The organism is Mucilaginibacter paludis DSM 18603 (genome assembly GCF_000166195.2).
Classification (GTDB): domain Bacteria; phylum Bacteroidota; class Bacteroidia; order Sphingobacteriales; family Sphingobacteriaceae; genus Mucilaginibacter; species Mucilaginibacter paludis.
Window position 1 is genome coordinate 6,889,216 of record NZ_CM001403.1, and the last position, 20,958, is coordinate 6,910,173.

General features: G+C 44.8%; 17 protein-coding genes. 6 read left to right on the forward strand and 11 right to left on the reverse strand.

Translation table 11 applies throughout. The features are described 5' to 3' along the window. The first annotated feature begins 14 nt into the window (after positions 1-14). Together MUCPA_RS29195 and MUCPA_RS29200 are read left to right on the forward strand one after the other, a co-directional pair. Positions 15-938 (forward strand): NAD-dependent epimerase/dehydratase family protein, encoded by a 924-nt coding sequence (locus tag MUCPA_RS29195; protein ID WP_008511456.1) that lies wholly within the window; start codon positions 15-17, stop codon positions 936-938. Positions 939-1,700: 762 nt separating this feature from the next. Beyond that, on the forward strand, positions 1,701-3,404 hold the full coding sequence (locus MUCPA_RS29200; protein ID WP_008511458.1) for a M3 family oligoendopeptidase: 1,704 nt from the start codon (positions 1,701-1,703) through the stop codon (positions 3,402-3,404). A gap of 161 nt (positions 3,405-3,565) precedes the next feature. Here MUCPA_RS29200 and MUCPA_RS29205 read toward each other — a convergent pair whose 3' ends face one another. Next, the gene (locus tag MUCPA_RS29205; RefSeq protein ID WP_008511459.1) at positions 3,566-3,940 is read right to left on the reverse strand and encodes a hypothetical protein; all 375 of its coding nucleotides are present in this window, start codon (positions 3,938-3,940) and stop codon (positions 3,566-3,568) included. A 133-nt stretch (positions 3,941-4,073) separates the two neighbouring features. Here MUCPA_RS29205 and MUCPA_RS29210 point away from each other — a divergent pair, with 133 nt between their 5' ends. Continuing rightward, positions 4,074-5,426, forward strand: coding sequence for an alpha/beta hydrolase (locus MUCPA_RS29210; RefSeq protein ID WP_008511460.1), 1,353 nt, complete (start codon positions 4,074-4,076; stop codon positions 5,424-5,426). A 22-nt stretch (positions 5,427-5,448) separates the two neighbouring features. Here MUCPA_RS29210 and MUCPA_RS29215 read toward each other — a convergent pair whose 3' ends face one another. Further along, positions 5,449-5,934 (reverse strand): DinB family protein, encoded by a 486-nt coding sequence (locus MUCPA_RS29215; RefSeq protein ID WP_008511462.1) that lies wholly within the window; start codon positions 5,932-5,934, stop codon positions 5,449-5,451. A 138-nt stretch (positions 5,935-6,072) separates the two neighbouring features. Between MUCPA_RS29215 and MUCPA_RS29220 the strand changes: the two genes are divergently transcribed. Then, entirely contained in the window at positions 6,073-7,809 is a 1,737-nt protein-coding gene (locus MUCPA_RS29220; protein WP_008511464.1) for a DUF885 domain-containing protein, read from the forward strand. A 539-nt stretch (positions 7,810-8,348) separates the two neighbouring features. On the opposite strand, the gene MUCPA_RS29225 is transcribed toward MUCPA_RS29220, so the two are convergent. Then, complete coding sequence (locus tag MUCPA_RS29225) at positions 8,349-9,554, reverse strand: IS4 family transposase (protein WP_008511466.1); 1,206 nt, start codon at positions 9,552-9,554, stop codon at positions 8,349-8,351. A gap of 269 nt (positions 9,555-9,823) precedes the next feature. Continuing rightward, positions 9,824-10,435 (reverse strand): NAD(P)H-dependent oxidoreductase, encoded by a 612-nt coding sequence (locus tag MUCPA_RS29230; RefSeq protein ID WP_008511469.1) that lies wholly within the window; start codon positions 10,433-10,435, stop codon positions 9,824-9,826. A 104-nt stretch (positions 10,436-10,539) separates the two neighbouring features. On the opposite strand from MUCPA_RS29230, the gene MUCPA_RS29235 reads away from it, so the two are divergent. Beyond that, positions 10,540-11,445, forward strand: a complete 906-nt coding sequence (locus tag MUCPA_RS29235; RefSeq protein WP_008511471.1) for a LysR family transcriptional regulator — start codon at positions 10,540-10,542, stop codon at positions 11,443-11,445. A 565-nt stretch (positions 11,446-12,010) separates the two neighbouring features. Here MUCPA_RS29235 and MUCPA_RS29240 read toward each other — a convergent pair. The 6 genes from MUCPA_RS29240 to MUCPA_RS29265 form a co-directional block, all read right to left on the reverse strand. Continuing rightward, positions 12,011-12,304: a hypothetical protein gene (locus tag MUCPA_RS29240; RefSeq protein WP_008511474.1), complete on the reverse strand. Its 294-nt coding sequence runs from the start codon at positions 12,302-12,304 to the stop codon at positions 12,011-12,013. Between the two features lie 49 nt (positions 12,305-12,353). After that, positions 12,354-15,089 carry a carboxypeptidase-like regulatory domain-containing protein gene (locus MUCPA_RS29245; RefSeq protein ID WP_008511476.1) on the reverse strand — a complete coding sequence of 912 codons (2,736 nt, stop codon included), beginning with the start codon at positions 15,087-15,089 and terminating at the stop codon, positions 12,354-12,356. A 121-nt stretch (positions 15,090-15,210) separates the two neighbouring features. Continuing rightward, on the reverse strand, positions 15,211-16,311 hold the full coding sequence (locus MUCPA_RS29250; RefSeq protein WP_008511477.1) for a hypothetical protein: 1,101 nt from the start codon (positions 16,309-16,311) through the stop codon (positions 15,211-15,213). Between the two features lie 12 nt (positions 16,312-16,323). Further along, the gene (locus tag MUCPA_RS29255; protein WP_008511478.1) at positions 16,324-16,548 is read right to left on the reverse strand and encodes a DUF2442 domain-containing protein; all 225 of its coding nucleotides are present in this window, start codon (positions 16,546-16,548) and stop codon (positions 16,324-16,326) included. Positions 16,549-17,278: 730 nt separating this feature from the next. Beyond that, the gene (locus tag MUCPA_RS29260) at positions 17,279-18,004 is read right to left on the reverse strand and encodes a YebC/PmpR family DNA-binding transcriptional regulator (protein ID WP_008511479.1); all 726 of its coding nucleotides are present in this window, start codon (positions 18,002-18,004) and stop codon (positions 17,279-17,281) included. Positions 18,005-18,320: 316 nt separating this feature from the next. Then, positions 18,321-19,277, reverse strand: a complete 957-nt coding sequence (locus MUCPA_RS29265; RefSeq protein ID WP_008511481.1) for an NAD-dependent epimerase/dehydratase family protein — start codon at positions 19,275-19,277, stop codon at positions 18,321-18,323. A gap of 220 nt (positions 19,278-19,497) precedes the next feature. Between MUCPA_RS29265 and MUCPA_RS29270 the strand changes: the two genes are divergently transcribed. Beyond that, complete coding sequence (locus MUCPA_RS29270) at positions 19,498-20,505, forward strand: aspartate-semialdehyde dehydrogenase (RefSeq protein WP_008511482.1); 1,008 nt, start codon at positions 19,498-19,500, stop codon at positions 20,503-20,505. A gap of 56 nt (positions 20,506-20,561) precedes the next feature. Here the strand turns inward: MUCPA_RS29270 and MUCPA_RS29275 are convergent, their stop codons facing one another. Then, on the reverse strand, positions 20,562-20,936 hold the full coding sequence (locus MUCPA_RS29275) for a ribonuclease E inhibitor RraB (RefSeq protein ID WP_008511483.1): 375 nt from the start codon (positions 20,934-20,936) through the stop codon (positions 20,562-20,564). Positions 20,937-20,958 lie beyond the last annotated feature (22 nt).

Here is a 20,958-nt window from a genome sequence, read left to right on the forward strand (position 1 = left end):
AAACAGAAAAAACTATGCATACCATATTAGGAGCAGGCGGGTCGGTAAGTAACTCGCTAACCCGCGAATTAGAAAAAAACAATCATACAGTACGGTTAGTAAGCCGTAAACCCATACAAACCAGTGGTAATACCAGTTGGGCCGGGGCCGATTTAACCAACTACGCCGAAACCCTGCAAGCCGCCAAGGGCTCAACCGTAATATACCTGTGCGCGGGTTTGGTTTATGATAAAGAGGTATGGCAGGAGCAGTGGCCCCAAATAATGCAAAACGTAATTAACGTTGCCAAAGAAACCGGCGCAAGGCTATTATTTTTTGATAACGTATACATGTACGGCCTGGTGAACGGCGCCATGACAGAGAACACGCCTTATAACCCTTGCAGCGTAAAAGGCGAAGTGCGCGCAAAAATAGCCACCACCTTAATGGACGAATCAAAAGCCGGAAACATCAGGGCCAGTATTGCCCGTGCCGCCGACTTTTACGGATCAGCATCCCTCAACAGCTTTTGCGATTTAATGGTGCTCGATAAATATGCAAAAAAACAAAAAGCCCAGTGGATAGGCAAAGCCGCCTGCAAACACAGCTTTACTTATATACCCGACGCCGGTAAAGGCATGTACCTGCTGGGCCAGCGTACAGAGAGTGATAACCAGATTTGGCATATGCCTACTGCCGCCCCTTTAACCGGGAAACAATTTATTGAGTTAGCCGCGCGCATTTTTAAAGTAGAGCCCAATTATAGCACTATCAACAAATTAATGATGCAACTATTTGGTCTGGTTAATAAAGGGGTACGTGGCAGTGTGGAGATGTATTACCAATACGACCATGATTATGTATTTAATTCTAACAAGTTTGAAAAAGCGTTTGGCGTAAAACCAACAACTTACGAAGATGGGATAAGGGAGTTTTCGCAAACGCTGTTAAAAAAATAGCGGCGGGAGTATTTTTATCGGCAAGCTTTATGTACCACCATGTTATTGAGCGGAACGAGAAATCTTCTACATGCAATAAGCCGAGGCCCAAAACAAGGCTGACCTGCCATGCGGAGGTATACAACATACCCGGCGCGTGAAAAAGATTTATCTCTCGTACCTCGATCGAAATGACATTTTTTTGTAGGTGAGTGTTTTGAAAAAGTCGGATCAAAAACACCTCTTACAGTAAGAATCCGGCCAGCAAAAAAAAGGGGATGACGTTTGAACCTCGGTAACTATTGGAGCACAGGCAAAAGCCTGACTGCACGCCGGGCCGGGTGTTGGCCTCGTGGGTGGAAGGATCGGGCAGTCTTGACTTTTATTCATTGTTGTTTGTTTTCTCAAGGTATTCATGAGCTCCCTCCGGTCGGTTTTGGTTCTTTTTGTGTCAAGACAAAAAGAACAAAGCCCTTCCCGCGGCGATTGAGCGGGCCGATGCTCTAAATTATGAGTACTGACTATTAACGCAATAACAGACGTACTAACAATCAAATACATAAACAAAAGCCCGCTGCAACGCCCCGCCATTACTATCACCTCCAGCTTTTTGCTATAGTCCCCTCCCTACGAAATATCTTTTAAACATCAGCCTCCTCAAATAAGATATTTTCAAGCTAACTAAAATCACCCAACCAACCACACCATCTCAACCGCAAAAATATTTTTTATTTACTTGATAATCCTTAGCACATTTGCACGTACTCATTTGTATATTAAAACATGATCCACAAAAAAGAAAGAAAATATATCCCTGCCAACCTGCCAATTGAATGGGAAACACTGGAACCTATTTATAACGAATTGCTTAACCGCGAGATGAACTCGGTTGAGGAGCTTGAAAAATGGCTGCAAGACCGCAGTGAGATTGAAGCCGCCCTGGAAGAAGATTTTGCCTGGCGCTATATCCGCATGACCTGCGATACCAACAGCGAAGAGCTTTTACAAAAGTTCCAGTTTTTTGCTACCGAAATTGAGCCTAAAATTGCACCGTACAGCAACAAACTGAACGAAAAATTTGTAGCCAGCCCCTATGCCGATAAGCTGGACGGCGAGAAATTCTTTATCTACCTGCGTGGTGTAAAAAATGCGCTTGAATTGTTTAGGGAAGAGAATATCCCCATCCAAACCGAAATACAGGTTGAGCAGCAAAAATACCAATCAATAACCGGCGCTATGTCTGTCATGATAGGCGATAAGGAATATACTTTGGAGCAGGCTTCGGTATTTTTAAAAGACCTTGACCGCAACAAACGCCAGGAAGTTTGGCAAAAAATTACCGAACGCCGCCTGCAAGACCGCGAGAAACTAAACGAATTGTTTGATCACCTGCGCGGCCTTCGCCATCAACTGGCGCTGAATGCCGGTTTTGAAAACTTTCGCGATTATATGTTTAAGGCTTTAGGCCGCTTTGACTACACGCCGCAGGACTGCTACAATTTTCATGAAGCGATAGAAAAAGAGATTGTGCCGATTTTAGCCGAGCAAGCCGAAAAACGGAAGATAGCCCTGGATCTGCGCTTGCTGCGCCCCTGGGATACTGATGTGGATACCTCGGGCAAACCGGCATTGAAACCTTTTGCCGAAGGTACCGAGCTGATAGAAAAATCGATCCAATGCTTCAGCAATATCAGCCGTTACCTGGGCGAGCGTTTGGAGATTATGAAGGATAATGGCCTGTTTGATGTGGAAAGCCGTAAAGGTAAGGCACCGGGCGGCTATAACTACCCCCTATCCGAAACCGGCGCGCCTTTTATTTTTATGAATTCGGCCGGCATCTTCCGCGACCTCACCACCATGGTACACGAAGGTGGCCACGCCGTGCATACCTTTTTAACTGCCGACCTGGAACTGAACGATTTTAAACATTGCCCGTCCGAAGTGGCCGAGCTGGCTTCGATGTCGATGGAACTGATATCGATGGATAACTGGGATGTTTACTTTAAAGACGAGGAAGAACTGAAACGCGCCAAAAAAGATCAGTTGTTTGATGTATTGAAAACCCTGCCCTGGGTGGCCGTTGTTGACCAGTTTCAGCACTGGATCTATACCAACCCCGATCATACCGACGAGCAACGCACCGAGGCCTGGACACAGATTTTCGATCGCTTTGGCGCCAGCTTTGTAGACTGGACCGGCCACGAGGATGTAAAACAAAACCTGTGGCAAAAACAGCTTCATATTTTTGAAGTACCGTTTTACTACATCGAATATGGCATGGCCCAACTGGGTGCAATAGCCGTATGGAAAAACTATAAAGAGAATCCCGAAAAAGGCTTACAACAATACCTGGATGCCCTAAAACTGGGTTATACCAAAACCATCACCGAAATTTACGAAACCGCCGGCATTAAATTTGATTTTAGCGCCGCCTACGTAAAAGAACTTGCCGCCTTTGTAAAGGCCGAGATGGATAAAATTGGATAGTATTGAGCCGGGAGCCTTGAGGCGGGAGTCGGGAGCCGGGAGCCGGGAGCCTTGAGCCGGGAGTCTTGAGTCCGGAGTCGGGAGTTGAGGCCCAAGGCTCCGGACTCAAGACTCTTGACTCAGAACTCCAGACTCAAGACTCCTGACTCAGAACTCCGGACTCAATTAGGCATAATCACAGGTTCTGTGGCCGCTTTCCTCCTGCTCTTCATCTTTTCTTTTTTGTTTTCCTTAATCTCGGCATAAACCTTTTTCTGGTCGTCGGTTAATACCGCCTCAATCTTATCGTCGGCATCTTTCAGGGCACGCATTTTGGCTACGCGGCCTTCCTTGGTTTCCATTTTTGTGGCCCTTTCGGTCAGTATGGCGCTCACCTGTTTAGTTTGCTCGGCTGTAAGTTTGAGCTTTTTATGCAACGTTTTAGTCATGTGCTCGGCCTTTTGCTCCGGCGACTTTTTAACTTTTACCGTATCCTGGGCACTCGCTAAACCTGCAAATCCCAAGGCCATTATCAGCATTAAAATAATCCTTTTCATCTGTATCTTTTTTAACTAAGAGTAAAAAAAAAGCTTTGGTTTAATCTGTTCAAATCATTTCAGGATAAAAAAACAATCAAACAGAAGGCAAATTAAATTTAGTATTTTCGCCTTGTTAAGCTTTTATATCAGTATGATCAAGTCAGCATTCTATTTCTTTCTGTTTTTTATCGCTACCGCATCGTATGCGCAAACAGAACAACCCAACTATAAAACAGCCATAGCTAAGTTTAAGCAATATTACAATAACAAACAGCCCGATAGCCTGTTTAATACCTTTGCGCCCGCCGTTAAAACCGGCCTTCCGTTAGATAAAACTAAAGATTTATTTACCCAGATGCAGGCACAGTTAGGCCCCTTAAAGCAAACTACGTTTATTAAATACATACAAACTGCCGGAGTTTACAAGGCTGATTACGAAAAGGAAACCTTGCTGATCAATTTATCGCTTAACAAAGCCAACCAGATAGACGGCATCTACTTTAACCAATACAAGCCAGAAACGGCAACAGCAGCGGCTGCAACCGAAAAGCCTAAAGCTACCGAGGCAGCAGCCATACCGGCAGTAGCAGCAGCAGAGCTTCCGGCGATGGATGCATCGTTAACCGAATCGCCCATTACTTTAAAAACATTAGGCGGCACCCTATCCGGAACATTAACCATGCCTAAAAATTTAACGGGTAAAATTCCGGTAGTTTTAATTATTGCCGGTTCGGGCCCTACAGATCGTAATTGCAACAGCACGCAGGGTATGCACACCAATACCTACTTTTATATAGCCGAGGCGCTGGGCAAGGCCGGTATAGCTACCTTACGGTACGATAAGCGCGGCGTTGGCCAAAGCACCTCATCGGCAAAAGAAATTGATACCAAGTTTACCGACATGGTTGACGATGCTTCGGGCTTATTATCTATGCTGAAGGAAGATCAGCGCTTTTCGAAATTTATTATTATGGGCCATAGCGAGGGTTCATTGATAGGGATGATAACCGCTTACAGCGAACCTATCAACGCCCTTATATCTGTAGCAGGGCCGGGAGTACCGGCCGATCAGACTTTGATAGAGCAGATGAAGAGCCAGCCCCCAGCCGTGAGCCAGGAGTTTAAAAACATTATAGACAGCTTAAAAAAAGGCAAAAAAACCCCGCGGGTTGATCCGTCCCTATATTTTATTGCAAGGCCGAGCATCCAGCCCTATTTAATGTCGTGGATACCGTATGACCCGGCCCGCATCATCAAAAAAATAAAAACACCTATCTTAATTATCCAGGGTACAACAGATTTACAGGTTGGCGTAGCCGATGCCGAAAAATTAAAGAAAGCAAAATCAGAAGCCGTATTAAAAATCATCGACGGCATGAACCACATTTTAAAAGCGGCCCCTGCCGATAAGGATAAAAACAAGGCAACTTATAACGATCCGTCGTTACCGTTAAAGCCCGAGTTTGTAACCGATGTGGTAGATTTTATTAAGGGACTAAAGTAGATTTTAGTCCCTTACGGGGATATTAACTTTTCCAGGCGCCCAGCAATCTTCTGATCACGATGATCTCGGCTGTGTGGTAGCTGTTATGGTCGGCAATCAATAAGGCTTCCCGTAACAAGGTTTGCCCGTCGCCATGCGGAAAGGGCGTATATAAATCGTTGTTCTTATCATTCAGCAGGGCAATAAAACTGTCGGTATCCTTTTTAATCTGATCAATGGTTTGATGCCATGCCGCGTCATCCTGCGGAGCAGTTTCTTTGGGCCAGTATCCCTCGGGCCATTTGGGCGATTGATGCGCTTGATCTTTACTAAACTCCAGTATGTCCCACTGGGCTATCCGGATATGCTCGGCCAGTTGCCAAATGCTATAGGGCAAGCCATCGGGTATAACGCCACGCAATTGGGTGGGTAAATCGCTCAAAGCGTCGTCTAAGGTTGCGTGAGCATTGCCTCCCTTTATCAAATCAATTAAATGTTTACGGGTAATCTGGTCGTTATGGTTTTCCATTGTTGTATTGCTGTTGGTGATGATGATGTAACACGGTTAGGCTGATTTAGTTGGTATTTATTTTGACTGATGCCTGCGGGCGCGGCTTTTATAAATGATATTTAATAGCTATGTTAGCCTACTAAAACCGTATGGATAATGAAGAACTACCTGCTTGGTATATTGCTTGTTTTAACTATTGTAGGCTGTAAAAAGGATGGCACCCAAACCCAGGAAGAAAGCAGTCCTTTTGATAAATTTAAACAACAATTTATTGATGGCCTGTGGAAGCACAACCCCGATTGGGCAAGCAGTGTAGGTTATCATCAATATGATAGCGTACTGGTGTTACCCAATGATGCCAGCCGCGCCGACCAGGTTGCTTTTATTAAAAGCCAACAGAGCCAGTTAGCCGGGTTCGACATCAAAAAGCTGCCCGCCGCCAACCAGATCGATTATCACCTGATCCAGAACCAGATCCAATCGTCGTTATGGCAAATAGATACGCTTAAAGCTTACCAGTGGGATCCGTCTTCATACAACATCATCGGCAATTTTGCATTTATCCTGAACGAAAACTATGCGCCTTTGCCCAAACGGGTTAAAAGTTTTTACGAAAAAATGGCCAACATTCCGGCCTACTACGCCGAAGCTAAAAAGCAGATTAAAAACCCGGTGGTTGAGCTAACCAGCCTGGCCATAGAACAACATACGGGAGGCTTATCGGTTATTGAAAAAGATTTTGCCGACTCGTTAAAAAAAGCCAATATCCCGGCAACGGAACAAAAAGCGATGCTGGCCCGTGTAAAAACATCGGTAGCGGCTATCAACAACTTTACCCAATGGCTAAAGGACTTAAAGAACCCTACACCGCGCAGTTTCCGCCTCGGTAAGGATTTGTATGCTAAAAAGTTTAAGTACGATATCCAGTCGGCCTACAGCGCCAAACAGATTTATGATTCGGCCATGGTGCGCAAAAAGTATGTGCACAGCCAGATGTTTAATTTGAGCAAGCAACTGTGGCCAAAATACTTCGGTAAAAGCAACATGCCGGCTGATACCCTGCAGTTGATCAGCAAAGTAATTGATACTTTATCCGTTAAACATGCCAAACCGGAAGACTTCCAGTCTACCATCGAAAAAACACTGCCCCAGTTGGTTGATTTTGTGAAGCAAAAGAACCTGCTTTATATCGATCCAACCAAACCGCTCGTTGTACGTAAAGAACCCGGCTATATGGCTGGAGTGGCAGGCGCATCGTGCAGTTCGCCGGGGCCCTATGATAAAGGCGGCAACACTTATTTTAACGTGGGAAGCCTGGCCGGATGGCCTAAAGAAAAAGCCGAAAGCTATTTACGCGAGTATAACCAGTACATGCTGCAAATATTGTGTATCCACGAAGCTATTCCCGGGCATTATACACAGATGGTTTATGCCAACCAATCGCCAAGCCTGATTAAAGCTATTTTAGCCAATGGCGCCATGGTAGAAGGCTGGGCAGTTTATACCGAGCAGATGATGCTTGACAACGGCTATGGCAATAACGAGCCCGAAATGTGGCTGATGTGGTACAAATGGAACCTGCGCTCGGTATGTAATACTATTTTAGATTACAGCGTACACACCGGTACCATGAACCGCGATGAGGTTGTTAAACTACTCACTAAAGAAGCCTTTCAGCAACAAGCCGAGGCCGAAGGCAAATGGAAAAGGGCCAGCGTAACCAGCGTACAGCTAACCAGCTATTATACCGGATACAAAGAAATAACCGACCTGCGCAATGCCTACAAAAAGAAAATGGGCAGTGCCTATAAACTCAAAGAATTTAACGAGAAGTTTTTAAGTTATGGCAGCGCACCGGTTAAATATATTAAGGAGCTGATGTTAGCGAAATAAAGCCCCACCCAAACCCTCCCTGGTAGGGAGGGCTTAAAAAAAGGTTAGGCTATTCTTAAAAAAAATGTCATTTCGAGCGAGGTACGAGAGAGAAATCTTTTGCGAGCGATAGGTCTGCTGTAGGCTCATCGCGTGCGACAGATTTCTCCCTCTGGTCGACAATTGGGGTTGGGGTGTTTCTGCCGTAGTTATTCCGTAGTCGGTGTCCCCACCGACTATGCTATCACCGTTCAGGATTTGCATGGGAAACTCTCTGCACTTTTTAGCCGCTCGCATAGGACACACCCCTCCACCCCTCTCAAGAGCATAGCCGTCAATTTAAGTAGCTGTACTTATATATTGTTGATTTTCAGTAATTTAATTTTTAGGCGCGGTTTGCCCGCATGGGCAAACCTATGTATTTTTACTCTCATATTTTTCGTTTTTTAAGGCGGGGAGGTTTAGATGGCCCCGCCTTTCTTATTTTTGTTTAACTATCTAAATATAGTATTTAAATATCTAATAATCAAATACTTATTACAATTTCTTCTATTTTTAACCTATGTTTTCTGTGCTCTTTTGAAAGGTGCTTTAAGTTTAATTTCTCCAACAGAGCTAACCACTTTGAGCATATCCCTAAAAGACTGCGCTCGCAATTCTTCTTTCGTAGAAGCGATTAGTCGATGCACCTTTAAAACACTAATTTGACCTATCTTACCGATAGCCATGCATATTTTCCAACTCAAAACTGCCCAGATCAACTTACTGTATAATATACTGGTTATACGATCCGAACTTCCTTTGGGGAACGTGTGTATCTTTAAAAACGACTTCCATGCTTTAAAAACCAATTCTATCTGCCATCGCAGGTGATATAACTTTTGGATCAATTCAGCGCTATATTTTTCGCTCACCAGGTTGGTAACAATAAAGTTAAACCCTGCCCGCTCTTTGAATCCCTTACTGGTGGTACTGCCTTTCTTTTTATTGTACTTTTCAGTATTGGCTATCCGCCTTGCCTTGAGCTCTTCACTTACCGGTTCTATTATTATCCTTACCGGCATCTTATCAGCTCCGATATATACCTGTTGATCAAATACGCCGGTTATGCCTTGTAGTTTCGACAACTCTAACTTTTGGTATTGGTCGTCCTTTAATAGATAAATCGTTGTTTTCGGACATAATTTATTAATAAAGAAAGCTTTGACTTTGTTAATATTGTTCATATAACTCAAGTGAGTGTAACCCAGATCTCTCATATATAATACCCCCGGCTGAATTGATGCCTTGTCCAGATGACTCTCACCCTGGTCATTTGCGTTGGCCGGAGTTACTTTGATATCGCTTTTACCACTTTTGATTTCAAATTCAAATTGTACAGATGCTCCCGCTTTCATCCCACTTCCTTTTGTTCCGGGGAATGTCTCTGCAATAACTTCCGGCAACGCGAAACGGGTGGAATCTTTGATACGGATCTCCAACCCTTGTGTTTGTTCTTGCGGTAACTCAACTGCTATTAATTGCTCAAAAACGGCTTGTACAAATTTTGTCATATTGCTGTGATGTCTTTGATGCAATGCCTGCTTCGAAATATCAAGCCCATCCCTCCGCATTAACTGCATACTCATGCCGTTAAACGATTGATCTCCATCAAATAACGCCATATCCAATAGTTCCTTGCCTCCCACTTTTCGTTTGCGTTGTATAGCCTCTGTTTTACGGGCCAGGCCATCTAACACCGTTGGTTCAAATAGTTCCGAACTCATTCGCTCGAATAATGACTGCAATTTTGCAGTTCCGATTCTTGCTCTAAAAAAATTTTATCCCTTTTTTTTCTAAAGTTGACGGCTATGCTCTCAAGAGGGGAATCGCACGGGCCGCCGCTTTTTTCGATCGAGGTACGAGTGGGGGGCTTATGCCGTAGTCGGTGTCCTAACCCAGTACGAGCAAAAAATGGGGTTACCAAAAGATCTCCCCAACCGGGGGAGATTATGCACCTTGGTTTGTTTTTTGGTGTGCATGAGCGCTATGCGGTTTAGAGGGGGCTTTCGCCTATAAATACTTTGCTAAGGTGCGCCTCGTAGCGTTGCATATCCTTGGGAATATCGGCATTCTTTTCTACATCATGAAAATGCAGGCTTTCCAATTGTTGCATGCCGGTGAATGCATTCATCCGGTGGAAACCAAATAAGGCGCCCTCATCAACACTGTGCTGGTTAAAAAATTCGCCGGGTAGGGTAAAGGCTTTGGCTGGCGCGTTCCACGAAGTGGTGATCATGTATTTTTTGCCGTGGAGCATCCCACCGGTGCCGTAGTTGATTGCCGGATTGGCCGACGAGCGGCCATCGCTGTGGTAAATTCCTTTTTGATGCCCTTCTGTAAATACCACATCTATATATTTTTTAAAACCATGCGGCAACTGAAACCACCAGATAGGGGTATGATAGATAATAACATCAGCCCACACAAAATTTTCAACTTCCTGCGCCGGGCTGTAGGCCTCGTTAATATCTGTTGAGCGCAGCTGAAAGCCGGGCTGCTGCTTAAAAAATTGCCTGGTGGCCTCAAATATGGTTTTATTAAAACGTCCGCCGGAGTGGCCGAATATTTGCCCACCGTTAATCACGAATATATTTTGTGCTTTCATTTTGTATTTTCTTTTTAAATTCTCAACAAAGCTACCGCGCCTGTATCCTTAATTAAAATAATATAAATCATACATTTGTATCATAATTATGATAGGTAAATGCGATGGTTAATTTAGAATGGTTCAGAACTTTTAAGGCGATATACGAAACAGGGACGCTAACCGGCGCTGCGGAGGCCCTGTACATATCGCAGCCGGGGGTTAGCCTGCATTTAAGTTCGTTGGAGGCACATGTAGGTTATAAACTTTTTGATCGTTCGTCGCGCAAAATGGTATCTACCGAGCGGGGCAAAATACTGTACAACTTTATCCTGGAGCCACTCAGTAAGCTTGAACAGGCGGAACAGCACTTCCATAAAAGCATTGAAAAAGAGCGACCTACCATCAGCATCGGAATGTGTTTTGAAACCTTTCAGTTTACGCTTGAATCTTACCTGTCGTCCTTACAGTTTAACGTGATCATCAAATTTGGCGATTATCCCGAGATGCTGAAAGACTTAGACAGCGGGATATTAGACCTCATTATCACGCCGCAAAAAGGAGATTACAAAGGCCTGCTTTACAAGCCATTTTTTAAGGAGCGCATTGTAATTATTGCAGGAGCCCAAACCCAAACCGGAGAGTTTAGTACACTGCTGCTCCAAAACGATAAAAATGCAATACACCAATGGCTGCTTAAACAAATATGGTACGGCACAACGGCCGATATGGAGCATCTGCGTAAATTTTGGCATCTCAATTTTGGAAAGCGGCCCGATTTTAAGCCGAATTATATTGTACCTAACATGAGCTCCATTGTACGATGCCTGAGTGGCGGCAACGGCATTGCCGTTATTCCGGATTTTTTATCGAAAAAAGAACTCAATTCGGGTAATATCAAAATCATTTGGGACGGCTTCGAGCCGATAGAAAATACGCTTTACTTCGGCACCAGGAAAAAAACCATCTACGCCGAACAAATTAAACAGATTGAGGAGATCTTTTTAAAGGAAATGATTGACCGGCCGTAGGCAATGATATCGCTACAGAAAACTATCACCGGGATTTGCATAGGTGGTCGGTGGGGACACCGACTACGGGTAATAATGTTATTTCTCCCTTCGGACGAAATGAAAATAGGGGTTGGGGGTGCTTACGCCGTAGTCGGTGTCCCCACCGACTATTATCACCTATCACCGAGGATACCGACGAAGGGTGAAAAACTATCACCGGGCAGGGTTTGCATCAATTGTCGGTGGGGACACCGATTACGGGTAATAATGTTATTTCGATCGAGGTACGAGAGAGAAATCTTTTACGAGTTATAGGTCTGCTGTATACTCATCGCGCGTAAAAGATTTCTCCCTCCGGTCGAAATGACAATTAGGGTTGGGGTTTATCCCGCAGTCGGTGTCCCCACCGACTACCATCACCGGGGCAGGATTTGCATAAGTGGTCGGTGGGGACACCGACTATTGGCAAAAAATGGAGTTATCAAAAAGTCTCCCTACCTGGGAGATTTAGAGGGTCTTTTATCCCGTAGTCGGTGTCCCCACCGACTATTTATGCCAAGCAAAAATCGCTTTAAATCCCTTATCACAACTCCAGCTCCGTGAGCAAGGTATCGATATAAACAAAATACTCCAGCGGCGATATGCTGCCACTGGTGTATTTAGCCCTCACGGCATCCATCTGGCGGTAAACATCAACAGGCAATGAGGCATCCGGGTTAATCTGCCGGATAAGCCTGAGCTTTAGTTCGAGGTTCTTTTTCACCAGGTTGATAATGGTACTCTCTACAGAGCCAAATACCTGCTCCCAGGATGTGATTACCTGTTGCTGGGCATCTATTAAATTTTTAAGGGCAAAAAGCGGGTCGGCTGCTTCCATATCGGGTTCCTGTTATACCCTTAAAATTAAGCCATATACTTTAAATAACCTACTGAACTTTGTATCTGTATACAAAACGACCTATGTTACCATCCGCGTCGATGCCTTCAATCACGGCCCTGTAAGTGCCTTTGGCATCAGCATTATAAAAATCAAACGATGTTGTGCCAGTAGCTTTATCGGTCATTAACCTCGGGTTCCAGTAAATGGTACTGCGCAGATCTGCACGTTGGGTAACGCTTGGCGGGGCAATGTATTTAGGCGAATAAAACTCGCGGCTCATGTCGAATCCCTTAGGGTTAAAGGTAACCAGGTATTTAGGCGGAAACAGATCCGCCAGTTGTTGCTGCGTAATCTTGGTGCCCTTCGGTATTTTTTTGGTATTGATCTCGATAACGCCGCTGGTTTGGTACCGGCGGTTAATACCGCTCACACCATCGTTTAAAAACACTTCAACCGATTCTACTTCCGGAGGGTTAACGTTATTGAGGTAATTATAATCTACCTGCATACCGTTAAAAAATATGGCAACCGGGGTAGTTTTCTTTCCGGCATTGTAATCCCTGGTAATGTAGAAGTTATTGTTATCATAGGTCATGCCCATCACCATCGTTTGGAGGCACATGGCAAAATTTGTACATCCTGTAAACCTGTCGCTGTTGATAGTATGGTCGGCAAAGCTTAAGCCTGTAAGCTCCGGAAAGTCCTGGTAGCCCGGTTTCTTCTCATACACCTTATCCTTAATCTGTACCTCTTTAAGCACGTGCGAATTATTGTACTGCCGTTTGGTATTCTGTAAATACGGATACATTACACTATCGATATTTAAAATTTCATCGGGCGCATTAATGTTGCTGGATATTCCCTGTAACGAACTACCCTCAACCATAATCATCAGGTTGTTATTTTGCGGATTATTGCGCGCATTTAAAATCACTTTAGAAGAATCGGGGATCACCAGTTTGGAGAACTTGAAGTTGCCCGACATATCGGTAGTGGTTTGCACAGAAAAGTTTTTATCCGGCACCTGCAGCCTTACGTTGCCTTTGGCTATCGGCATCCCCGATAAATTACGCAGCGTACCCTTAATCTCCATTCCTTGCTCGGGTAAAAAAGCAATGCGGGGCATCCTGTCGTTCAAAACATCGCTAAACAAAAATCTGCGGTAGCCTTGTGTAAGCATCAGCACATCCAAATCGGCGGCTGTTTGCTCATTGGGGCGGTTAAAATAGTAGTTAGGCTTTTCAATGTATCCCTTCAAATCCGAGGATAACAACAGGCTGGTTAATATGGTAGTTTCTGCATCTTCATTAAACGGAACCTTCGTTTCGTCTATCACGGCTACTGACAGGCTGGCCTCAACCGGTAATGATTTGTTTTTTGCCGAAACCTGCATTTTTACCTGCTGCCTTGGTGCAAAGGTATTTCGTCCGGCTGTCATGCTCAGGTTAAGCTTATCTTCGTTATGTTGTATAAAGGTAATCCGCTCGCTCAAAGGCTCGCCGCTTGCCGAGAATATGGTGAACTGAACAATGCCCGAAGGGAATTTATTTTTAAGTATGGGCGCCGTAAATACCGGCACCTGGAGTGCGGTTTTAGCCGCGTAACAAACAAAACCGCCACACTGCCCCAAAACATACACCAGTTTGCCTTGGTTTTGAGCAAAATAGGCGCTATTGGCCGTTACCTTTAAACTTAAAGTATCCGATTTGGTATTATAAACCGCGAGCGAAATTCCGCTTTGCTTAATTTTAGGTAGCTCGTAACTATTACTTGTACCATCGGCAAAAGTTACATTGGCTTTGTAGGTTTTACCATCTTCAGGCATCAGCAAAAATGAGCCCATACCCAAGTGCTGCGATTTAAAATCAGCTAACACAGCGCCGGTATTATCGGTAATGGTACCTTTTACATCAAGCCCCAACCCGTTTGACCCGATGGCCTTAAAGGCTATCCTGGTACGGATGTTGTTAACCAGGTCGCCTCCTTCCGGAAAAAACTGCATATCCGCCTCGCCTATAGCTGAACGCAATGGGAATACATTGTTCACTACTTTTTTGTTACCCAGATCAATGCTGGTAAAGAGTAAGTTTTTAGCCGTAACAGGCGTTTTGCCCCCGCCGAGCGGGATGTTTAAATAACCGTTGGCATCGGTTGATTCTTTGCCTTTTAAGGGTTTATCCTCGTCGTTATCAATCGTCCAGCTTACTTTTTTATTGGCGTAAGGGTTACCTACGGCATCTTTAAACAAGATACGGGCGGTTGGTACTTTTTGCTGTTTGTTTTTTACGGCATCTAAAAAAGTAACGTGTGTAATCACCTGGTTATCAACCGGGTTGCCTACAGGTACGGTTTTGTTAAAAAAGTAAGCCGGATCAAAATTACGCATCCAGTTGGTATAAGCGCTTAAATGGTAGTTACCTTGTTTATATAGGGTTTGTGTTAACACGATACTGCCCGATGCCACACCATTAAAAACCTGCACTTTTAATGCCTGTACCAACGAATCCCTGCCGCTAACAATATCGATATACATGATCTTACTCAAGTCCGACGGCTGGTGTAAGCCAATGGTTACATAAGCTTTGTACCAAATGGTATCGCCAACGGAATAGTACGGTTTATCCATGTGGAGATAAACTTTTTCGTACGGATGCTCATGTGTAAACTTATTGGTTTTGGCAATGATAGTATTGAGGCTCATTGTATCGCGCTGCGCATACGATGACAAATGAAAAAACGTGATCAGTACGGAAAAGGCAAGTATGTATTTCTTAAAATTCATTCAAAGAAGATTTGTAACAAATAATTATGGGCCAATATACCCATTTACGATATCGCTTAGGGGATTAGTACGCATATTTAACACTTTTTTACATTTGATAGTATAAAGTGATGAATGTTTTTTATTGGAGCCCCCCAGGCCCCTGAAGGGGGAGTTTTTGATTGGCCTCAGTTCCGGGTGGAATGCCCCCCGGCCCCCTGAAGGGGGAGTTTTTAATTGCATCCGCTTCGGATGCAATAATATTTTCGGTGTTTGATGGTTCATCGGTTTGTTTTGGAACTGCGGGCAAACTTTCTGCCGGGGCAGGAGCCGGGCTTGCAGCCGATTTAAACTTGGGTTTGAAGCCTAATTTGGGTGGCGCAGTTTGCTCCACTGGCGGTTCAGACTTTTCTTCAGGAATTACTGGCGCATCCGCAGCTGTGTCAGGTGCTGGACTTGCCGCCGATTTAAACTTAGGCTTAAAGCCTAATTTAGGCGGGGCTGTTTGCTCTGCTGGCGGTTCGGGCTTTTCTTCGGCCGCGTCAGGTGCGCTTTCCGATGCCGGGGTAGGGCTCGCTGTTGATTTAAACTTCGGCTTAAAACCTAATTTGGACGGGGCTGTTTGCTCTGTAGGCGGTGGTGCCGGTTTTTCTCCGGCCGCGTCAGGTGTACTTTCAGGTGCCGATTCCGGGCTTGCCGCTGATTTAAACTTCGGCTTAAAGCCTAATTTAGGTGGGGCTGTTTGTTCTGTTGACGGTTCCGGTTTTTCTTCGGCCGCGTCAGGTATACTTTCAGGAACAGGTGCCGGGCTTGCCGCTGTTTTAAACTTCGGCTTAAAGCCTAATTTAGGCTGGGCTGTTTGCTCTGTTGGCGGTTCAGGTTTTTCTTCGGCCGCGTCAGGTATACTTTCAGGGGCCGGAGTAGGGCTTGCTGCTGTTTTAAACTTAGGTTTGAAGCCTAATTTAGGTGCCTCAGCTTGCTCGGGGGCTTGCAGTTGGCTGATGGCATCAGTAACGGTTTGCTCTGCTATTTTATTTTCGATGATTACCTTTTCAACTTTGGGTTCATCGGCCAGATGGAACTTTCTGCGTAAAGAGTTAAACCAGTATTTTTTAGTATAATCAAAACTCTTTTCGCCCATTTGTGCGTAATGCAATTCAAATTCGGCAAAAAGCTCCGGTTCTGCTACCTGAAACAGTTGCAGGTTTATCTTTTTCTTTTTGAAGAATTCCTCAAACGTCATTATTTGTCAAGTTTATAGGCCGGTAATCGTAATCTCTTCGTTCAGTTTATTCCAGCGGATGCCGTTCGCGGTCAGTATCCAATCATTGCGGTCGTCATCCCCGGCGTTTTGCAACTTAGGGAACCAAGCCAGCGGAAAAGCCTGCTGCTTGCCGCCATCTATCTCAACATAAAGCATCCCGTTCTGGAAAGTTACTTTAATGTCTTTTTTTTGCTTGCGCGATGTGAATATTGCCATAAGCCCCCTCTCAATCTCCCCCGGTAGGGGAGATTTTTTTATTTTAGTTAAATTTTAACCTGACGAAGTATCATGACGACAGCTTTTGCGCACAAAAAATGGGTGTCATGCTGAGCCTGTCGAAGCACGGTGTGGTGGCCTCTACAAGCGGCATTTATTCTCATTTAATTTGCGAGCAAGCATAGTACAATGCGTCTTCAAAAACACCTCGTACTGGGCCGTGCCGCACGTCCTCCGGCAGGCTTATAATAATGTATTGTTAAGGTATCAATTATCAATACATCTACTTTTGCTCCAATAATCAGTATTCTTAACGTACAGCATCGGCACGCTCAATCGCCGCGTGAAGGGCTGTTACTTTTGTCTTGACACAAAAGTAACCAAAAAGTCAAGACTGCCCGATCCTTCCACCCACAGGCCAACTCCCGGCCCGGCGTGCAGTCGGGCCTTTGCCCGCTTTACCTCTGCACCAAAAAACCTACGATTTTCAAACGTCATCTCTGTTTTTTCCGGGCTCGCACGGTAGGCCAATCGCAATGACACTTTTAATACTGGCTGTCAAATAACTTAAGAGAACGTCATGATAAGACACGAAGTAATCTCTACTTAACAAAGCCCGCTCTTCTGTTCGCTCTGTATAGCATAGAGATTGCTTCGTCGTTCCTCCTCGCAATGACGCTGAGGATTAAGTTATTGGTTATGAGTGTGATTTCTATGTCACAATCTCCGCTTATTCTTCCATATTATGGTAAACCGCTTGTACGTCGTCGTCCTCTTCCAGCTTGTCAATCAGCTTCATTACGTCGGCGGCTTGTTCCTCGGTAACCTTGGTGTGCGATTGTGCGATGCGCTCCAGCTTGGCCGATTTTACTTCGATTCCTTTTTCTTCCAAAGCTTTCTGCATTTTGCCGAAATCCTCAAACGCGGTTTGGGCTACGGCAATGTCGTGCCCGTTTTCGTCGGTTTCAATGTATAGCTCTTCTAAGCCGGCATCTATCAGTTCAAATTCCAGCTCTTCCAGGTCGTGGTCGGCGGGTTCAAAACGAAAGATGGATTTACGGCTGAAAATAAAATCGAGCGATCCGGTTTTACCCAAGCTACCGCCTGTTTTAGTAAAATAGCTGCGCACGTTGGCAACGGTGCGGTTGGTATTATCGGTAGCGGTTTCTACCAGTACAGGCACACCATGTGGCGCGTAACCTTCGTAAACCAGCTCCTCGTAGTTTGATTCGTCTTTGTTCGACGCTCGTTTTATAGCGGCATCAACTCTGTCCTTAGGCATATTAACGGCCTTGGAGTTTTGTATAACCGTTCTTAACCTTGAATTGGTATCCGGATCAGGGCCGCCATCTTTAACGGCCATTACAATTTCTTTACCCAGACGGGTAAATTGGATGGCCATTTTGGCCCATCTTTTAAACTTTCTTTCTTTACGGAATTCGAATGCTCTTCCCATTGTATTTTTTGGGTTATTAGTTTTTGTGTTACTCGTTATTGGTGTTCATGGTTAATAGTCCATAGACCATAGTCCATGGACCATAGTAAGATCAAAGTTATAAAATCTACTTTGTTGGTTCATCTTTCGTATGGTCAATAGCTCATCATCCATAAACCATTAGGAAGGCCAAAGTTATAAATCTAAATTAAATCAAAAACCCATAAACTATCGACCACGAACTATCCCCATGGACTAAAAACTATCGCCATGGACTATGGACTATCGACCATGGACTAAAAACTATCCCCATGGACTATGGACTATCGACCATGGACTATCCCCCGTACACTCTTTTTAAATTGCTCAACATATCTTCGGTCATCCTCGGCAAATCAAATTCGATCTTCCAGCCCCAATCCTTTGCCGAATAACTATCGTCAATTGATTTCGGCCAGCTATCGGCTATGGCCTGCCTGGGGTCGTTATCAGCATAGCTCATCTCAAAACCGGGAAGGTGCTTTTTAATTTCCTCTGCTAAGGTGCGCGGCGTAAAACTGATCCCCGCCAGGTTATAGCTTGAGCGAATGGTGAGCTTTTCGGCCGGGGCATCCATCAACTCCAAAGTAGCGCGAATGGCATCATCCATATACATCATCGGCAGTTCGGTATCGGCTGATAAAAAGCTTTGATAGCTGCCTTTTTTGATGGCTTCATGAAAAATATGTACCGCGTAATCTGTTGTGCCTCCACCGGGTGATGCCCGCCAGCCTATTAAACCCGGATACCTGATGCTGCGCACATCAACACCATATTTGTTATGATAATATTCGCACCAGCGCTCGCCGGCCAGTTTACTAAAGCCATAAACAGTGTTCGGATCCATTACGCAATACTGCGGGGTATGGTATTGCGGCGAGTGCGTGCCAAAAACGGCTATCGAGCTCGGCCAAAATACTTTGCCTACCTTAAACTCCACCGCATAATCCAATATATTGAGCAGGCCGGTCATGTTTAGGTCCCAGGCCAGCTTGGGTTTTTGCTCGCCGGTGGCCGATAGCATGGCGGCCAGCAAATAAACCTGGGTAGGTTGGTGCTTATCAAAAATATGATGCAGGTTCTCTTTATCCAGCACATTTGAAAACTCGAACGGGCCGCTATGGCGTATGGCATATCCCGGATCGTTAATATCGCAGGCAATAACCTGCGCGGCACCATGCACCGCACGCAGGGCCGTAACCAGTTCGGTACCAATCTGGCCGTTTGCACCAATCACTAAAATCTTTTCGCTCATAAATACTTAGTCCAGATTTGATGGCAAAGGTAAAAAATTGACGGAAATGAAATCAATTTTAGGGGCCCCGGCGGCGGCTATTTATGAAGTATTTAACCGGGTAGTTAATATACTTTGTTTATAGACTATGCATAATTTATTAAAATGTTTAGCATCAGGCAAAAAATTCGCATATTTGGTTCCTGTTTTAATAATCTTATATCTCAAATTTTAGTTTAAAATGAAAGTCGCAGTTGTAGGTGCCACCGGATTAGTGGGCACCAAAATGTTGCAGGTTCTTGAAGAACGCAACTTCCCGGTTACAGAATTGATTCCCGTAGCTTCTGAAAAGAGTGTTGGTAAAGAAATTACCTATAAGGGCAAGCAATACAAAATTGTATCTATGGATGAGGCGATCAGCAAGAAGCCGGACATTGCACTGTTTTCTGCCGGCGGCGGAACTTCGTTAGCGGATGCGCCACGTTTTGCCGAAGTGGGTACTACCGTAGTTGATAACTCATCTGCATGGCGTATGGACCCCACCAAAAAATTAGTGGTGCCCGAAGTGAACGCTGATGTTTTAACTGCGGATGATAAGATCATCGCTAACCCCAACTGCTCTACCATCCAGATGGTGGTGGCACTTAAACCGCTGCACGATGCCTACAAAATCAAACGTATTGTGGTATCAACCTACCAATCGGTTACCGGCACGGGTGTAAAGGCGGTAGACCAGTTAATGAACGAGCGTAAAGGCATCGACGGGCCCAAAGCCTATCCTTATAAAATTGATTTGAACGTGATCCCCCAGATTGATGTTTTCCAGGATAACGGATACACCAAAGAGGAGATGAAGATGATCAAGGAAACCCAAAAGATTATGGGCGACGACAGCATCCGCGTTACCGCTACCACCGTGCGGATCCCGGTAATGGGCGGCCACTCCGAGTCGGTTAACATTGAGTTTGAAAAAGATTTTGATGTGGAAGAAGTGAAGGCGCTGTTAGCCAAATCGCCGGGCGTTATTGTAACCGACGATATTGCCAACCTAAAATACCCTATGCCGCTTGACGCACACGAGAAGGACGAAGTTTTTGTAGGCCGCATCCGCCGCGATGAAACACAAGCCAATACCTTAAACTGCTGGATAGTGAGCGATAACCTGCGTAAAGGTGCCGCTACCAACGCCGTACAAATTGCCGAATACCTGGTGGCTAAAAACCTGGTTGGCGTTCCGGCTGAAGCGTAAGATTTACATTTTGATATGATGGATAGGGATGACTGGGAGGTTATCCCTATTTTTATTTAACGGCCCTCTACCTCCCAGCCGTCCAAGATACAATCGTACTGATATCCAGCATCCCACATGATTTGGTTCCATTGATTAATAGCTTCTATCTCCATTAAAACGGGACTGCTAAATCCTCTGATTTCGAAATGTTCATCATAATCCCAGACTTCAATTTCGGTGTATTGAGGATAGTTCCCGCATAAATAGTCCCTAAAAAGAGTAGCCTTATCTTCTGTATCGGTCACGAAAAAGAAATTTACAGGCAGTTGATCCGTTGGCTCAATCCCATCGCTATAAATTCTTTTTAAAACATCTTGGTTTACTTCTAAATGTATCTCGTTTTCGTAATGTTCTTTGGTGAAAACAGTATTTTGTTTGGTGTTTGCCATGGCAGTCTATTTAGGAATGAAA

What these genes read in the sequence shown, in the direction of transcription:
- MUCPA_RS29220 (WP_008511464.1), top strand. Translation starts at nt 6,073, where the DNA reads ATGAAGAACTACCTGCTTGGTATATTGCTTGTTTTAACTATTGTAGGC.
- MUCPA_RS29200 (WP_008511458.1), top strand. Translation starts at nt 1,701, where the DNA reads ATGATCCACAAAAAAGAAAGAAAATATATCCCTGCCAACCTGCCAATT.
- MUCPA_RS29240 (WP_008511474.1), bottom strand. Translation starts at nt 12,304, where the DNA reads ATGGAAGCAGCCGACCCGCTTTTTGCCCTTAAAAATTTAATAGATGCC.
- MUCPA_RS29255 (WP_008511478.1), bottom strand. Translation starts at nt 16,548, where the DNA reads ATGGCAATATTCACATCGCGCAAGCAAAAAAAAGACATTAAAGTAACT.
- MUCPA_RS29230 (WP_008511469.1), bottom strand. Translation starts at nt 10,435, where the DNA reads ATGAAAGCACAAAATATATTCGTGATTAACGGTGGGCAAATATTCGGC.
- MUCPA_RS29260 (WP_008511479.1), bottom strand. Translation starts at nt 18,004, where the DNA reads ATGGGAAGAGCATTCGAATTCCGTAAAGAAAGAAAGTTTAAAAGATGG.
- MUCPA_RS29250 (WP_008511477.1), bottom strand. Translation starts at nt 16,311, where the DNA reads ATGACGTTTGAGGAATTCTTCAAAAAGAAAAAGATAAACCTGCAACTG.
- MUCPA_RS29245 (WP_008511476.1), bottom strand. Translation starts at nt 15,089, where the DNA reads ATGAATTTTAAGAAATACATACTTGCCTTTTCCGTACTGATCACGTTT.
- MUCPA_RS29210 (WP_008511460.1), top strand. Translation starts at nt 4,074, where the DNA reads ATGATCAAGTCAGCATTCTATTTCTTTCTGTTTTTTATCGCTACCGCA.
- MUCPA_RS29270 (WP_008511482.1), top strand. Translation starts at nt 19,498, where the DNA reads ATGAAAGTCGCAGTTGTAGGTGCCACCGGATTAGTGGGCACCAAAATG.
- MUCPA_RS29265 (WP_008511481.1), bottom strand. Translation starts at nt 19,277, where the DNA reads ATGAGCGAAAAGATTTTAGTGATTGGTGCAAACGGCCAGATTGGTACC.
- MUCPA_RS29235 (WP_008511471.1), top strand. Translation starts at nt 10,540, where the DNA reads ATGGTTAATTTAGAATGGTTCAGAACTTTTAAGGCGATATACGAAACA.
- MUCPA_RS29195 (WP_008511456.1), top strand. Translation starts at nt 15, where the DNA reads ATGCATACCATATTAGGAGCAGGCGGGTCGGTAAGTAACTCGCTAACC.
- MUCPA_RS29215 (WP_008511462.1), bottom strand. Translation starts at nt 5,934, where the DNA reads ATGGAAAACCATAACGACCAGATTACCCGTAAACATTTAATTGATTTG.
- MUCPA_RS29205 (WP_008511459.1), bottom strand. Translation starts at nt 3,940, where the DNA reads ATGAAAAGGATTATTTTAATGCTGATAATGGCCTTGGGATTTGCAGGT.
- MUCPA_RS29275 (WP_008511483.1), bottom strand. Translation starts at nt 20,936, where the DNA reads ATGGCAAACACCAAACAAAATACTGTTTTCACCAAAGAACATTACGAA.
- MUCPA_RS29225 (WP_008511466.1), bottom strand. Translation starts at nt 9,554, where the DNA reads ATGAGTTCGGAACTATTTGAACCAACGGTGTTAGATGGCCTGGCCCGT.